This is a genomic window from Bradyrhizobium sp. McL0616, from assembly GCF_049993385.1.
In the GTDB taxonomy this organism is placed as follows: Bacteria; Pseudomonadota; Alphaproteobacteria; order Rhizobiales; family Xanthobacteraceae; genus Bradyrhizobium.
The window spans coordinates 4,353,900-4,369,551 of record NZ_CP188255.1; the positions used below are offsets into that span (position 1 = coordinate 4,353,900).

At 63.1% G+C, this 15,652-nt stretch carries 14 protein-coding genes and 1 pseudogene; 13 read left to right on the forward strand and 2 right to left on the reverse strand.

What is annotated here, in order from left to right; translation table 11 throughout:
• Positions 1 to 14 precede the first annotated feature (14 nt).
• The 6 genes from scpB (at position 15) to ACPPVR_RS21140 (ending at position 4,568) form a co-directional block, all read left to right on the forward strand.
• Positions 15 to 755 (forward strand): SMC-Scp complex subunit ScpB, encoded by a 741-nt coding sequence (gene scpB / locus ACPPVR_RS21115; RefSeq protein ID WP_426608521.1) that lies wholly within the window; start codon positions 15 to 17, stop codon positions 753 to 755.
• A gap of 166 nt (positions 756 to 921) precedes the next feature.
• On the forward strand, positions 922 to 1,158 hold the full coding sequence (locus ACPPVR_RS21120; protein ID WP_426608522.1) for a twin-arginine translocase TatA/TatE family subunit: 237 nt from the start codon (positions 922 to 924) through the stop codon (positions 1,156 to 1,158).
• Positions 1,159 to 1,246: 88 nt separating this feature from the next.
• The gene (gene tatB / locus ACPPVR_RS21125; protein WP_426608523.1) at positions 1,247 to 1,792 is read left to right on the forward strand and encodes a Sec-independent protein translocase protein TatB; all 546 of its coding nucleotides are present in this window, start codon (positions 1,247 to 1,249) and stop codon (positions 1,790 to 1,792) included.
• A complete protein-coding gene (gene tatC / locus ACPPVR_RS21130) occupies positions 1,789 to 2,601 on the forward strand; it encodes a twin-arginine translocase subunit TatC (RefSeq protein WP_426608524.1) in 813 nt (270 codons plus the stop codon). The genes tatB and tatC overlap by 4 nt, the downstream gene beginning before the upstream one ends.
• Before the next feature lie 194 nt (positions 2,602 to 2,795).
• On the forward strand, positions 2,796 to 4,127 hold the full coding sequence (gene serS, locus ACPPVR_RS21135) for a serine--tRNA ligase (RefSeq protein WP_426608525.1): 1,332 nt from the start codon (positions 2,796 to 2,798) through the stop codon (positions 4,125 to 4,127).
• Positions 4,128 to 4,223: 96 nt separating this feature from the next.
• Entirely contained in the window at positions 4,224 to 4,568 is a 345-nt protein-coding gene (locus ACPPVR_RS21140) for a hypothetical protein (protein ID WP_426608526.1), read from the forward strand.
• Here ACPPVR_RS21140 and ACPPVR_RS21145 read toward each other — a convergent pair.
• Positions 4,565 to 5,335 carry a hypothetical protein gene (locus ACPPVR_RS21145; RefSeq protein ID WP_426608527.1) on the reverse strand — a complete coding sequence of 257 codons (771 nt, stop codon included), beginning with the start codon at positions 5,333 to 5,335 and terminating at the stop codon, positions 4,565 to 4,567. The genes ACPPVR_RS21140 and ACPPVR_RS21145 overlap by 4 nt on opposite strands.
• Positions 5,336 to 5,518: 183 nt before the next feature.
• On the opposite strand from ACPPVR_RS21145, the gene surE reads away from it, so the two are divergent.
• A complete protein-coding gene (gene surE, locus ACPPVR_RS21150) occupies positions 5,519 to 6,286 on the forward strand; it encodes a 5'/3'-nucleotidase SurE (protein ID WP_426608528.1) in 768 nt (255 codons plus the stop codon).
• Position 6,287: 1 nt separating this feature from the next.
• Here surE and ACPPVR_RS21155 read toward each other — a convergent pair whose 3' ends face one another.
• On the reverse strand, positions 6,288 to 6,662 hold the full coding sequence (locus tag ACPPVR_RS21155; protein ID WP_426608529.1) for a response regulator: 375 nt from the start codon (positions 6,660 to 6,662) through the stop codon (positions 6,288 to 6,290).
• A 228-nt stretch (positions 6,663 to 6,890) separates the two neighbouring features.
• Here ACPPVR_RS21155 and ACPPVR_RS21160 point away from each other — a divergent pair, with 228 nt between their 5' ends.
• From ACPPVR_RS21160 to ACPPVR_RS21185, 6 genes and pseudogenes are all read left to right on the forward strand, one after another.
• Positions 6,891 to 7,541, forward strand: coding sequence for a protein-L-isoaspartate(D-aspartate) O-methyltransferase (locus ACPPVR_RS21160; RefSeq protein WP_426608530.1), 651 nt, complete (start codon positions 6,891 to 6,893; stop codon positions 7,539 to 7,541).
• Positions 7,542 to 7,650: 109 nt separating this feature from the next.
• Positions 7,651 to 9,042: a peptidoglycan DD-metalloendopeptidase family protein gene (locus ACPPVR_RS21165; RefSeq protein WP_426608531.1), complete on the forward strand. Its 1,392-nt coding sequence runs from the start codon at positions 7,651 to 7,653 to the stop codon at positions 9,040 to 9,042.
• A 414-nt stretch (positions 9,043 to 9,456) separates the two neighbouring features.
• A complete protein-coding gene (locus tag ACPPVR_RS21170; RefSeq protein WP_426608532.1) occupies positions 9,457 to 10,452 on the forward strand; it encodes a formylglycine-generating enzyme family protein in 996 nt (331 codons plus the stop codon).
• Between the two features lie 243 nt (positions 10,453 to 10,695).
• A pseudogene (locus tag ACPPVR_RS21175) lies at positions 10,696 to 12,348 on the forward strand (arylsulfatase).
• Between the two features lie 232 nt (positions 12,349 to 12,580).
• A complete protein-coding gene (locus ACPPVR_RS21180; RefSeq protein WP_426616148.1) occupies positions 12,581 to 14,251 on the forward strand; it encodes an arylsulfatase in 1,671 nt (556 codons plus the stop codon).
• Positions 14,252 to 14,514: 263 nt separating this feature from the next.
• A complete protein-coding gene (locus tag ACPPVR_RS21185) occupies positions 14,515 to 15,492 on the forward strand; it encodes an HAD family hydrolase (protein WP_426616149.1) in 978 nt (325 codons plus the stop codon).
• Positions 15,493 to 15,652 lie beyond the last annotated feature (160 nt).

The following is a 15,652-nucleotide window of genomic DNA, read 5'->3' on the forward strand; positions in this document are numbered from 1 at the left end:
AAGGAGAATCTGCCATGGCAAGCCTGGCTGAAGCGCGGGTAGACGAGGCCGAGCCGATGGAGAACGAATCCCAGGCGCGCCCCGAAGAATTGCGGCTGCTGGAAGCGCTGCTGTTTGCTTCGAATGAACCGCTGGATACCGCGACGCTGGCCAAACGCATGCCCGAAGGCATCGACGTCAAGGCCGCGCTGGAGCAACTGCAGGCCGAATATGCGTTGCGCGGCGTGAACCTCGTGCGCATCGCCAACAAATGGACCTTCCGCACCGCCGGCGATCTGGCCTGGCTGATGACCCGCGAAAGCACCGAGACGCGGCGCCTGTCGCGTGCGGCGATCGAAGTGCTGGCGATCATCGCCTACCATCAGCCGGTGACGCGCGCCGAGATCGAAGAGATCCGCGGTGTCGTCACCTCGAAGGGGACGCTTGACGTGCTGCTGGAGACCGGCTGGATCAAGCCGCGCGGCCGGCGCAAGACGCCCGGCCGTCCGCTGACTTTTGGAACCACCGAGGACTTCCTGTCGCAGTTCACCCTGGAACAGCTGGGCGATCTGCCGGGCCTCGAGGAGCTCAAGGGCACGGGCCTGCTGGATTCGCGCCTGCCGACCGGATTTAGCGTCCCCACGCCGTCGGATGACCCGACGCTGCGCGAAGACGAGGATCCGCTGGAACCGGGCGAGGATCTGGATCTGGCACTTGCCCCTGCGGTCGAGCCCGAGGCCCCGGAAGGCGGCAACGAGGGTGGCGAAGAGGGCTGATAACCCCGCCTTTTACGGCCCTCTGCGACGGGTTAACACTAGCAAGATTACGTAGCGCCAACAGCGAATTGGCGCTGCCTTGGTCCTTGTTTTTGACACCCGCGAAGCCTACGTTTCGATGAAGATCAGCCGGGTCCCCGGCCGTGCGTGTTTGGAGGGTTGCAGGATGGGTTCGCTTAGCATTTGGCACTGGATCCTGGTGATCGCAGTCGTCCTGCTGCTGTTCGGCCGCGGCAAGATTTCGGATCTGATGGGCGACGTGGCGCAGGGCATCAAGGCCTTCAAGAAGGGCATGCAGGACGACGACAAGGTCGCCGACAAGCCCGAGCCGTCCAAGTCCATCGAGCACACGACGGCCGCCCCGACCGCGGCACGGTCCGACGTCGGCAGCAAGGCCGTCTGAGCCAGGAGCACGCGAGACGTGGGTAGCGGTCCCGATCCTGCGTGTGAGGGATTGGGCCGATCGTGGTTTTGCGTGAACGGAAGACGTTATGTTCGACATCGGGTGGAGTGAACTGGTCTTGATCGGGGTCGTGGCCCTGGTGGCCATCGGCCCGAAAGAGCTGCCGGGCGTGCTGCGCATGGTCGGCCAGTGGATGGGCAAGGCCCGCAAGATGGCCGCCGAATTCCAGGGCCAATTCCAGGAAGCGATGCGCGAGGCCGAGATGGCCGACCTCAAGAAGAGCTTCGACGAGGTCAAGGAAGCCGCCTCCGGCTTTGCCGGCAACAATCTGATGACATCGCTCCAGAAGGACGTCAGCGACGCCCTGCGCGTCGATGCGCTCGACAAGCCGGCCGAGACCCCCACGACCGCAGCCGTCGAAGCGCCTGCCACTTCAGCTGAAGCGCCGGTGACTTCAAGTGAAGCACCGGTGACCCCGACGACGCCGGAAGCATCGACGTCCGAGACTTTCGTGGAAGTCGAGGCGCATGCGGCAGTCAACGAGCCGCTCGCGATCACGCGCGAGGTCGAACCGGCTGAGGTCAGCCAGGACACCGCGCCATCCGAGGCGATCAAGGACGCCAAAGCGTCATGAGCGACGCCGAGATCGAGGCCAGCAAAGCCCCCTTGATGGACCATCTGATCGAGCTGCGTTCGCGGCTGATCAAGGCGCTGCTCGGCTTCGGCCTGGCCTTCATCTTCTGCTTCTTCTTCGCCAAGCAGATCTACAACGTGCTGGTCTGGCCGTTCGTGTGGATTGCCGGGCCGGAGAATTCGAAATTCATCTACACGGCGCTGCTGGAATATTTCATCACCCAGCTCAAGCTTGCGCTGTTCGGCGCCGGCTTCATCTCGTTCCCGATCGTCGCAACGCAGATCTACAAGTTCGTCGCGCCGGGCCTCTACAAGCACGAGAAGCAGGCTTTCCTGCCATATCTGGTCGCGACCCCGTTCTTCTTCGTGCTGGGCGCGGCGCTGGTCTATTTCGTCGTGCTGCCGATGCTGGTCCGCTTCTCGCTCGGCATGCAGCAGGCCGGCAGCGACGAGACCGCGCAGATCCAGCTGCTTCCCAAGGTCGGCGAATATCTGTCGCTGATGATGTCGCTGATCTTCGCCTTCGGCATTGCCTTCCAGCTTCCGGTGATCCTGACGCTGCTCGGCCGCATCGGCATCATCACCTCGAAGATGCTGCGCGAGAAGCGCCGCTATTTCATCGTCGTTGCCTTCATCATCGCCGCCGTGCTGACGCCGCCGGACGTGCTCAGCCAGTGCTCACTCGCGATTCCCCTGCTTTTGCTCTATGAGGGCTCGATCATCGCGGTCTCGATGGTCGAGAAGAAGGCGGCGGCCTCGAAGGCCTCGTCCGACACCGACGCGTCGTCGGACGCCAATCCGGCGGAGTAGGGCGCCACAACTCCGGTGTCCTTCGTCGCGAAAGCGGGGAATCCAGTACGCCGCGGCCCCTCGAAGAATCACCGCAGTTTCTGGAATACTGGATGGCCCGCTTTCGCGGGCGATGACGCCTGTGGTAGTGGGAAGCGCTGTGCACCCCGCCAACACGCGCGTTGGCCATTGCACGCTGATTCAGGACCACGGCCATGCACGACATCAAATCGATCCGCGACAATCCGCAAGCTTTTGACGCCGGCCTCGCGCGGCGGGGCCTGAAGCCGTTGTCGGCGTCGCTGCTCGCGATCGACGAGACGCGGCGGGCGGCGATCCTGGCCTCGGAGCAGGCGCAGGCACGGCGCAATGCCGCCTCGAAAGAAATTGGCGACGCCAAGAAGGCCAAGGACGACGCGCGCGCCGCCAAGCTGATGGCCGAGGTCGCGGAGCTGAAGACGTCGATGCCGCAGCTTGAAGCCGCTGCCAAGGCCGCCGATGAGGAACTGGCCAAGGAGCTTTCGGCAATCCCCAATCTGCCGCTCGGCGAGGTGCCCGATGGCGTCGACGAGCACGGCAATGTACAGCGCCACGTCTTCGGCAACAGGCGCAATTACGCATTTGCGCCCAAGCCTCATGACGATCTCGGCGCCGCGCTCGGCGACATGGATTTCGAGACGGCGGCAAAGCTCTCCGGCGCGCGCTTCGTCGTGCTGAAGAAGGGGCTGGCGCGGCTCGAACGCGCGCTCGGCCAATTCATGCTGAACCTGCACGTCGACGAGCATGGCTACACCGAGATCAATCCGCCGCTGCTCGTGCGCAACGAGATCATGTTCGGCACTGGGCAGTTGCCGAAGTTCGAGGACGATCAGTTCTGGGCGATCAAGGGCGAGTTGCTCGCCGCGCCTGACCATGAGCGGTTGCGGACCGAGCGTCTCGGCATCATTCCGACGGCCGAGGTGGCGCTCACCAACCTCGTCCGCGAGTCCATCCTCGACGAAAAGCAATTGCCGATGCGGCTGACCGCGCTGACGCCGTGTTTTCGTGCGGAGGCGGGCGCCGCAGGGCGCGACACCCGAGGCATGATCCGGCAGCACCAGTTCACCAAGGTCGAGCTGGTGTCGATCACGACGCCGGAGACCAGCAAGGACGAGCACGAGCGCATGCTCGCCTGTGCCGAGGAAGTGCTGCGGCGGCTCGACCTGCACTACCGCGTGATGACGCTGTGCACGGGAGATATGGGTTTTTCGTCGCAAAAAACCTATGACATCGAGGTCTGGATGCCAGGCCAGGGCGATGGCGGGGCATTCCGCGAGATCTCGAGCTGTTCAGTGTGCGGCGATTTCCAGGCGCGGCGCATGGATGCGCGCTCGCGCGGGCCCGACGGCAAGCCGCGCTTCGTGCACACGCTGAACGGCTCCGGCACCGCGCTCGGCCGCGCGCTGATCGCGGTGATGGAGACCTATCAGCAGGAGGACGGCTCGATCGCGGTTCCCGACGTGCTTCAGCCCTATATGGGCGGGCTGAAAGTCGTCACGCGCGAGTAGCGCTCCATTGCCGGGTGTTGCGGTAGAAACGTTTGGTTGCGAAGATCGGGCGGCCGGTTATCTTGACGGCCGCTCGTCAACACGAACCAACCGCTCATGGCCTTGCATAGCGACATCTTCTGGGTCGGCAGACAATGGGCGGTGACCGGCGCTGGAATTCAGGCTGTCGACCAGCGACTGCGTGGCGTGTTGGACATCGGCATCGCGCGGCTCTGGGACGACGCGCATGTGCAGAGTCGGCGGGCCAAGCCGGGCGTCAATGTCGAGGATTTTGACACGGCCGTGACGCTGGCGCGGATCCGCTATCCCAAGACACCGGTGTCGGCTCCGATCATCGTGATTGAAGCATCACCCGCGGTCAGTCCGGTCGTGCCGGCGATGAAGCTGCGTGTGGAGGGCAAGCTGGCGCGCTTCCTGCCGCAATGGCGGATCCGCCGCTAATAATGCATCGGGCTTCCGTAATTCGGTGTGACCCTGAAATACGTACCCGGGTCGGCCGCGCGCGAACGGTGCCGCGCCGGCACACAGCCATGACGCGTCGCCACCATGCCGCGCCCACAGTCGCGCGGCCGCTCCTCCGATGACAATTTTGGCGCAACATCAGCATCCGGCTTCGCTCCCGCAGTGATGCAGGGGCCGTCGCGCGGACAGCGTTTCGGCACGCATTGGCCCTTGGCGAATTCGAGATCGTAGACCTGTCCGGACATCGTGACTTGGCCGTTGCACAAGCACTGGCCCGCAACGGTCATGGCGCCACCGATGCAATTCTCAGCATTGCTCCGCACGCAGGTGCCGCCCGGATCCACGCCTGTCGGCATCAATTCGAAGCCGGCCGGGCAGGTGCATTGCCCATTGCTCGCCGTGCCGCCGTTGCAGGTGGGGGTGATCAGCGCGCGCGGCGGAGCGGGGGACCCATCGGTGATGCAGGCGCCGCCTTCGACATGGGAGTTGGGCGGGCACACCAGCGGGATGGTCGTTGCGCTGTTGTCAGCCGGGGCAGGAGGCGGACTTGGCGCCTGCGCTTCCAGGGGTGGCGCTGGTGCAAGCGGTGCCGACTTGGCGACGCAGACGCCGTTGCGGAACTCCTGCCAGGGAAAGCAGCGGTTCGCCGGTTCCGAATCCTGCGCCTGTCGGGGCCCCGCCACGCAGAGGCCAAGGCCGAGGTTAAGGCCGAGCCCGAGAAGGATAGCGGCTGCAAAGCGGGTCATTCGGTGCCCAGTCGCCTGAAAATGCGCAGGAAAAATAGGATGCGGCGTTGCAGTGCCGCAATGAGCTAGATCACAGAGGAGACCTGCATAGTGCCGGCCGAATTCCCCGGATTCGACCGGTTTGCCTGATGGGCGATAGCCGGATAAGACGGCCAGACCCCAGCTCAGGAATCGATCTCCGGCATGCGCATTCTCTGCACCAATGACGACGGTATCCACGCTCCCGGCCTCAAGGTCGTTGAGGAGATCGCACGCGCGCTGTCCGACGATGTCTGGGTGGTGGCGCCCGAGCTCGACCAGTCGGGCGTGTCGCATTCGCTGTCGCTGAATGATCCCCTGCGTTTGCGCGAGGTCGGCCCTCGGCACTTCGCGGTGCGCGGCACGCCGACCGACTGCGTGATCATGGGCGCACGCCATATCCTGGGCACGAAGCTGCCTGACCTCGTGCTGTCCGGCGTCAACAAGGGCCGCAACGTCGCCGAGGATGTGGTCTATTCCGGCACCATCGCAGGTGCGCTGGAAGGTACCATCCTGGGCATACCCTCCTTCGCGCTCTCACAGGAATTCAGCGTCGAGACCCGCGAGCGGCCGCCGTGGGACACCGCGCGCAAGTTCGGGCCCGACATCCTGCGCAAGGTAATTGCGGCGGGCATCCCGAAGGACACCGTCATCAACGTCAACTTCCCGTCCTGCGCCCCGGAAGATGTGCTGGGCATCCGCGTGACGCGGCAGGGCAAGCGTAATCTCGGCTTCCTCAGGATCGACGAGCGTAGGGACGGCCGCGGCAATCCCTATTTCTGGATTGGCTTCGAGCGCGCGGCGATGCTGGACACGCCCGCCGAGGGCACCGACCTCGCGGCGCTGCGCGAGCGCTACGTTTCGGTCACGCCGCTCAGGCTCGATCGCACCAACGAAGCGTTTTCGGAAGCGCTAAGCGACACGTTGAAATAGTTTACTGGCCACCGCGCAGCGCGGCCTCGATGGTCCTGCCTAGGGCATCGAGCTGAAACGGCTTCTGAAGCGCAGGCCGGTCGCGATATTGCTCGGGCAGACCCGATGAGCCGTAGCCGGTCGCGAAGATGAACGGGCAGCCCTTGGCCTTGATGACGTCCGCGACCGGAGATATGACCTTGCCGTTGACGTTGACGTCGAGGATAGCGATGTCGAACTCGGTCGCCTGGGCCAGCCGCATCGCCTCGATGATATCGCCCGCTTCAGCCGCGACCTTGTAGCCCAGCTCTTCGAGCATGTCCGCGACCATCATTCTGATCATCACCTCGTCTTCGACGAGGAATACAGAGCGGCCCGAAAGCCCTGTCGCGGTCATTACGAAGTCCTTGCCCATTCCTGAAAACGTTCGCAGATAACGCCAAGCGACGCAATGCGCGTTTAGGCCAACGCAAACCCGCAAATAGCTTAATCTGTCGCAAGCCGATTGTGGTCAAGTGCTGCGCCGAGAGGGTATCATAGGTTCCTGAGCCGGAACAAGATTATCGCCTGGGCCGTCGCGACGCAGACCATCGATTGAGCCCCTCTGAGACGAACGCAGACAGCAATGGCTTCCCATCAGCACCCGCCGGAAAAGATGATGTTTCAGCTGACGCTGAGGCGCCGGGGCATCAGCGATCAGGCCGTGCTGAGGACCATGGAGGAGGTGCCGCGCGAGCTGTTCGTCGAAGCCGGTGATCGCGACGGCGCCTATCGTGACAGCGCGCTGCCGATCGCCTGCGGGCAGACCATCAGCCAGCCCTTCGTCGTCGCTTACATGACCGAGCAGCTCCAGCTCCAGAAACAGCACCGCGTGCTCGAGATCGGGGCCGGCTCCGGCTACCAGGCCGCCGTGCTGTCGCGGCTGGCGCGCCAGGTGCTGACTGTCGAGCGCTATCGCATGCTGGCGGATGCCGCGCGCGCCAGGCTTGAAAAGCTCGGCTACCACAATGTCGAGGTGATGCTGGGCGACGGGCTCAACCTGGCTCCGAATATCGGCCCGTTCGACCGCATCATCGTCACTGCCGCGATGGAGCAGATCCCGGAGAACCTGGTCGAGCGGCTCGAGGTCGGGGGCATCCTGATTGCGCCGGTCGGCCCGCATCAGGGCGTGCAGACGCTGACCCGCCTCCGCCGTGGCGAGGCCGGGATCGAGCGCAAGGAACTCGTCGAGGTCCGCTTCGTGCCGGCGCTGCCAGGCGTGGCGCGGGAACTTTAGAACTCCGGATTGGCTGTGCTGCCAACATCTTATTGGGAGGGTTAAGCCGTTATTTACTCGGAGCGTGTTTACTTAAAAGACCAGTTCTGTTGCGTACGAGTGAGTAACCATGTCTGTAGTCGCCGAGTTGCGTTACTCGCGCCGCGTGCCGCAGGTTGCGGTGCTGGCGCTAATCTCCTTCAGCTTCGCAGGGTGCAGCGCCGACATGCAGTCGAGGCTGTCCCAGTCAAATTTCTCCAATCCTTTCGCGTCTGAACAGACCGGCTCGGTGCAGCAGGCGCCGCCGCCGCAGCAGCGCGAGCTGCCGCAATATGCGCGGCCGCAGACCCAGCCCGGCTATTATCAGTCCCAGCCCTTGCCGCCGCCGGCGGTTTCCGCGCCGCAATCCTACCCCGTTGCGGCGGGTGGGGGTGTCTCGGGCGGCGGACGTGGCCTCGGCTCGTACGCGGCGCCGGCCCAGCCGCGTCTTGAAACCACCGGTACCGTGCCGCCGCGCTCGGTCGCGGCAGCCCAGCCGGCGGGCGGAACCAAGATCATCGTCGGCACCAGCGACACGCTCGACGTGCTCGCCAAGCGCTATCACGTCACCCCGCAGGCGATCATGGCGGCCAACGGCTACAAGGGCCCGCGCACGCTTTCACCCGGCCAGCAGATCGTCATTCCGCATCCGGGTGCCACGGCTGCTGCACCGGCGCCGCTGATGGCTCCGGTCGCGGCTGCGCCCGCGGCGAAGCCGGTTGCGGCCGTTACCGCGCCGCCGAGCATCCACTTCGTCAATCACGGCGACACGCTCGCCAGCATTGCCCGCAAGAATCATATTTCGGCGGCCGAACTTGCCCGCACCAACGGTCTCGAACCGTCGGCAAAACTCAAGCTCGGCACCAAGCTAACCGTGCCGGGTGCCAGGACCGCTGCGGTCGCGGCGCCCATAGCTCCGGCGCCTGTCACGGCCGCGCCCGTTGCGGCTGCGCTGCAACCCGTTGCAACAGCTCCCGCGCCCGCCACCAAGATGGCAGCTATTGCCACGCCGGCGCAGAGCGCGCGGCTGGCCCAGGCCACCGCCAATATCGAAGACAAGGCCGCCGAGACGCCGGCGAAGGCTGCGGAAGTCACCAATGCGCTGCCGACGTTCCGCTGGCCGGTGCGCGGCAAGGTAATCACGAGCTACGGCGCCAAGACCAACGGCAAGTCCAATGACGGCATCAATGTCGCGGTGCCCGAAGGTACGCCGGTCAAGGCGGCAGAAGACGGCGTCGTTGCCTATTCCGGCAACGAGCTCAAAGGCTATGGCAATCTCGTCCTGGTTCGGCACTCCAACGGCTACGTCACCGCATATGCCCATGCGAGTGAGCTAATGGTGAAGCGCGGCGATCCCATCAAGCGCGGTCAGGTCATTGCCAAGTCGGGTCAATCCGGGGAGGTGGCGTCGCCGCAGCTCCACTTCGAGATCCGTAAGGGATCGAGCCCGGTTGACCCGCTTCAATTCCTGAACGGGGCGTGAGGCGCTTCGGGTTGTAGCTCTCTTCCTACAAACGGTGTCATCGCCCGCCCGTGCGCAATTGCGCACTGGAGCGGGCGATCCTGTATTCCAGAGACAGCAGTAGCTAAGCCTCGATCGCGTTGGGTCGCGGGGCCGCCAACGAGGAGTGAGATCAGGTTCGGCCTGAGGCTTTTGTGACCTGACAATCAAATTATCGAAGAACAACCCCATGCAAAGTAGCCGATCGCTGCCGGTGCGACGTCCTAATGTTCTGAATTTGCTTTGGTTTCGATGGCGCAGCGGAAATGGCGGCATTTGCCGGCATTTCGGCGCCGTCGCGAATGACCCCGCCCAGGACCCTTGATCTAGATCAACCTGGAAGCTTTGCGTTCCGGCTCCGTAGCAGGCCAATGGCGCACGGGTCCGGAGATCCGCATGAAGCCGGCTGATGCGAAATCGTCGCCTGATAACGGACGATCGTTCCGGCATCCGGCAGGTGAGGGGATGCTGTACGTGCCGGGTGGCACGTTTCGCATGGGTTCGGATCGGCACTATCCGGAGGAAGCGCCGGTCCACCGCGTCTCCGTGGACGCGTTCTGGATGGATTGCCATCCAGTAACGAACCGGCAATTCAAGGCGTTCGCCACGGCTACCAACCACGTCACCGTTGCCGAGATCGCGCCCGATCCAAAGGACTATCCCGGAATACTCCCGCATATGGTCTATGCGGGCTCGCTGATGTTCTCGCCGCCCGCGCATCCGGTCAGTCTCCGGGATTTCAGCCAGTGGTGGACCTTCGCCAAAGGCGCGGACTGGCGGCATCCTTATGGGCCGGGCAGCAACATCCGTGGGCTGGACGATCATCCCGTCGTGCATGTGGCCTTCAGTGACGCGATCGCCTTCGCAAAATGGGCCGACAAGGATCTACCAACCGAAGCGGAATGGGAATTTGCGGCGCGCGGCGGACTGGACGGCGCCGAGTTCGCATGGGGAGATGAATTTGCGCCCGAGGGCCGTCACATGGCCAACACCTGGCAGGGCGAATTTCCGCGCCAGAACACCAGGGACGACGGATTCGAACGGACATCGCCGGTCACCGCATTTCCACCGAACGGATACGGGCTGCACGATATGATCGGCAACGTCTGGGAATGGACGTCAGACTGGTATTCGCCTCAGCATGAGGCCGACGCTGTAAAAGCCTGCTGCATTCCCGAGAATCCGCGCGGCGGCCGCGAGGCGGATAGCTACGACCCCAGAACGATCAACGTCAAGATTCCACGCAAGGTCATCAAAGGCGGCTCGCATTTGTGCGCGCCGAACTACTGCCGGCGCTACCGGCCGGCTGCGCGGCATGCGGAGCCGGTCGACACATCCACGAGTCATCTTGGATTTCGGTGCATCAGGCGAGGAGCCTCTGACGCATCATAGCGGGAGAGCGTGATCCACCGAAGCGGGCGCCCCGCGACAGGAGCGCCCGGCATCGGAATAGCGAGCAAATTGACAAATTGACAAAGGCCCGTGCCGGGCCGGTCGGCATCTCCACAAGCGATGTCGGCTTTCGATGCATCAAGCGAACAAGACAAATTGCATTGCAACAAGGAGGAGCACGTCATGAGCAGCAAGCTTCCGCCCGGAGATTCCCGCGACGCCACGCCGCAATCGGGCAACGGAATGAAGCGCCGCGATCTATTGTTGAGCGGGAGCTCCCTTGTCGCCGCTACGGCACTCGGCGCCGTCGGACTAGCAAGTCCTGCACAGGCGCAGCAGCCGGCACCCGGCCCCGCGCCAGCAGCGGGGGCACAACGGCCGAACATCGTCTTCATCATGGGCGATGACATCGGCTGGTTCAATATCGGCGCCTACCACCAGGGCATCATGGCCAGCCGAACCCCGAACCTCGACAAGCTCGCCGCGGAAGGCATGCGCTTCACCGACTATTACGCGGAGGCAAGTTGCACGGCGGGCCGCGCCAATTTCATCACAGGCGAACTGCCGATCCGCACCGGGCTGACCACGGTCGGCCAGGCTGGCTCCCCGATCGGCATGCCGGCGCAGGCGCCGACCATTGCAACCGCACTGAAATCCATGGGGTACACCACGGGTCAGTTCGGCAAGAACCACCTCGGCGACCTCAACGAGTTTCTGCCGACGGTGCACGGCTTCGATGAGTTCTTTGGCTACCTCTATCACCTCGATGCGATGGAGGACCCCGCCCACCGCAATTATCCGCAATCGCTGCTGACCACCGTCGGTCCCCGCAACATGGTTCATTCATGGGCGACCAACGTCGACGATCCGTCGGTGCAAGCGCGCTGGGGCAAGATCGGCAAGCAGCGGATCGAGGACGCCGGGCCGCTTTATCCGAAGCGGATGGAAACGGTCGATGACGAGATTCTGCAAACCACCTTCGCCTTCATCGACAAGGCCAAGCAGGACAACAAGCCGTTCTTCGTCTGGCTCAACCCCACGCGCATGCACGTCGTCACCCATCTTTCGGAGAAATACGAGAACATGCGCAACTCGGAAAACGGCTGGTCGGTGTCCGAGGGCGGGTTCGCCCAGCTCGACGACATCGTCGGCGCTGTGATGAAGAAGCTCAAGGACGAGGGCTTCGACAACAACACGATCGTCGCCTTCACAACCGACAACGGCGCAGAGAATTTCACCTGGCCTGATGGCGGCCAGACACCATTTGCGGGCGGCAAGGGAACGGCCCTGGAAGGCGGCTTCCGCGTGCCCTGCATGATCCGCTGGCCGGGCAAGGTGCCGGCTGGAAAGGTCGAAAACGGCATTATCTCCGGACTCGACTGGTTCCCGACCTTCGTCGCCGCGGCGGGCAATCCGAATATCGCCGACGAGTTGAGGAAAGGAAAGCAGCTCGGCGACACGACCTAAAAGGTCTACCTCGACGGATACAACCAGATGGACCTGATTACCGGAAAGGGCCCGTCTGCCCGCCACTCGGTCTTCTATTTCACTGAGGGCACACTGAGCGCGGTGCGCATCGACGACTTCAAATATCGCTTCACCGATCAGCCGGGCGGCTGGTTGGGCGGCACGGTCAAGGTTGATTGGCCGATCCTCACTAATCTACGCCTTGACCCCTTCGAACGCACAAACTTGCCCAACGGCGATAAGGGGTCGTTGGCATTCTATAACTGGTTTGCTTACGAGTTCTGGCGATTCCAGTTCGTGCAGCAGGAAGTCGGCAAGCTCGCCCAGACGGCGATCGAGTTCCCGCCGATGCAGAAGGGGGCGAGCTTCAACCTGGAAGCGGTCAAGGAGCAGATCGAAAAGGCAATGCAGTCGCATGCTGGCAAATAGAAGCAAATAGAATGTGCGATGAGCGGGCGCTCCATGCGGAGCCGGTCGACACATCCACGAGTCATCTTGGATTTCGGTGCATCAGGCGAGGAGCCTCTGACGCATCTTAAAAAGGGAGAGCGAAGCTATGTTGAGTACGGTATTCGCTACCAAGCCGCCATTTATTGCAACGCCGCCACGCAAGACGCCTAGCTTGCGGTCCTGCGCCTCGCTGCTCGGCGCGACCATGTTGATGTCGTTGTCCGGGCCAGCCGGCACGCCGGCAATGGCGCAGCCGGCCCAGAAGCCCAACATCCTCTTCATCATGGGCGATGACATCGGCTGGATGCAGCCGGGCATCTATCACCGCGGCCTGATGGTCGGCGAAACGCCGAACATCGATCGCATCGGCAATGAAGGCGCGATCTTCATGACTTACTACGCCGAGCAAAGCTGCACGGCCGGCCGCAACGCCTTCTTCACCGGCATGAATCCGCTGCGCACCGGCATGATCCCCCCGCAACTGCCCGGTAGCCCGTCCTATCTGCGTCCCGGCACCCCGGCGCTCGCCAAGTTCCTGCTCGATCTCGGCTACAACACCGGCGAGTTCGGCAAGAACCATCTCGGCGACCACACCGACGCGCTGCCGACCGCGCATGGCTTCCAGGAATTCTGGGGCTACCTGTATCACCTCGATGCGATGCAGGGCGTGAGCTTCCCGGACATCAACAAGTCCCCCACCCAGCAGACGGTTGCCCCGCCATGCAAGAATACGCCGATCCCCGGTATCCCGGAAGTACCGGGCGCGGTCGATCCGCAAACGACGGTTTGCCTGACGCCTCCACGCAACGTCCTGTTCTGTAAGTCCGATGGTTCATCCAAGACCCAGACGTGCAGCGATCAGGGCCCGCTGACGCTCGAGCGATCGAAGGGCGTCGACGAGGAAATCTCGGCCAAGGTCGTGGACTTCCTCGATCGCAACGACCCGAAGAAGACCAACAAGCCGTTCTTCGTCTGGTACAACCCGGCGCGCATGCACGTCACCACCGTGCTGAACGACAAGTACATGGCCATGGTCGGCGAGCCGGGCGGCAAGGACTGGGGTGTCAACGAGGCCGGCATGAAGCAGATGGATGACAACATCGGCTATGTGATCAAGAAGCTCGAGGATATGGACCAACTCGACAACACGATCGTCGTCTTCACGACCGACAACGGCGCCGAGACCTTCACCTACCCTGACGGTGGCATCACCCCGTTCAAGGGTTCGAAGATGAACACTTGGGAAGGCGGCATGCGCGCTCCAGCGGTCATGCGCTGGCCTGGCGTCATCAAGCCCGGGACCGTCAAGGACGACATCTTCGCGTCGCTCGACTGGCTTCCCACGCTGGTCGAGATCGCGGGCGGAGACAAGGGCGATGCTCTGAACAAGCGGATCATGGCCGGCTCCTATCCGGGCATCGTCAAGACCAAGCTCGACGGCGTGAACCAGATCGACTATCTGACCGGCAAATCGCAGAAGTCGGCGCGCGATACCTTCTTCTACTATTCCAGCAGCCACCCGTCGGCGGTGCGCTACAAGAATTGGAAGATGTATTTCGCGATCGCGCCCGAAACCGCGACGGGCTTTGTGAACCCGGGAGTCCAGACCATGTTCGCAGCCGGCATGGTAAACCTCAAGCGCGACCCATTCGAGATGTCGTGGGGCGACGAGAAAAAGGCGGCTTTCTGGTTCAGCGGCGCGCTCGCCGGGCCGGTCAGCGCTTACATATACGACTGGAATCTGCTGCCCATCGGGCAGGTGCTGTGGCTGAAGGAGCTGGAATCCTACAAGGAGTTTCCCCCCCTTCAGGATCCGGCGAGCTACAACCTGGATCAGGTCATGGAACAGCTCAAGAAGGGGCAGGGCCACCCGAGCCAGTAGCTTGGATGCTTGCTTGCGGGTGATGCGGGCGCCCCGTGAAGCAGGCCGGAGCTACCGGTCGCAGCGAATAGCCGCGAACGTCAGCGCGCGATTGCAGAACAAGCGAAGGAGTGGCCGGTCGTAAAAAACCGGCCACCTGTCGCAGAGCATCCGCCATCGAGGCCTTAGAGCGGCTCTATTCGGCACCGCAAGGGAGTCGATCAATGAATCCAATCGAGCATTTTCCCCGCGTGGATCGTCGCGTCCTGCTCTCGTCGTTAGCGATGTTCCCCTTGCTCTCTGCCTCGCTCGGCTCCACCTCCGCGGTGGCGCAAACGCAATCCGACCCGCTGCCGTCCTGGAACGAGGGCGCGACCAAAACCTCAATCCTCGATTTCGTCGCGCGCGTCACGACGCAGAACGGCCCCTATTTCGTTCCGCCCGACCAGCGCATCGCGACCTTCGACAATGACGGCACGCTCTGGATCGAGCAGCCGATGTACATACAGCTGGCCTTCGCACTCGACCGGGTGAAAGTCATGGCGCCCATGCATCCGGAATGGAAGACCAAGCAGCCGTTCGCAGCGGTGCTCGACAGCGACATGAAGGCGCTGGCGGCTTCCGGCGAAAAGGGATTGGTCGAGATCATCGCGGTGACGCATGCCGGCATGACCACGGCGGAATTCGAGAAGATCACCTCCGACTGGCTTGCGAGCGCGCGGGATCAACGCTTCAAGCGGCCCTATACGGAACTGGTCTACCAGCCGATGCTGGAATTGCTCGCCTATCTCCGGGCCAATGGCTTCAAGACCTTCATCGTGTCAGGCGGCGGCATTGAATTCATGCGGCCATGGACCGAGCGGATCTACGGAGTGCCGCCGGACCAGGTCATCGGATCGTCGATCAAGACCCGATTTGAGATGAAGGACGGTGCGCCGACGCTGTTCCGGCTCCCCGACATCAACTTCATCGACGACAAGGCAGGCAAGCCGATCGGGATCAATGAGCACATCGGCCGCCGTCCGATCGCTGCCTTCGGCAACTCCGATGGCGATCTCGAAATGCTGCAATGGGCGACACTCGGCGCCAGCGGCGCGCGGTTCGGCCTGATCGTTCATCATACGGATGAGGAACGTGAATACGCCTACGACCGCGACGCGCATTTCGGGAAGCTTGATGTCGCGCTGGACGCTGCAGCCGTGAACAAGTGGACCGTGGTCGACATGAAGAAGGACTGGAAGCACATCTTTGCCTTCGACTGACATCCTCCAAGGACCCATAAGTGCTATCTGGACGGCTATAGCCAGTGGACGTGGTTACCGGCAAGAGGCAACCAACGCATTCCGGATTTGCACACACCGGCCATCCTTGTCGCCTGCGGCACCGCGTTCGAGGCGCGGACGTCCGCTGTTAACGCAAGGA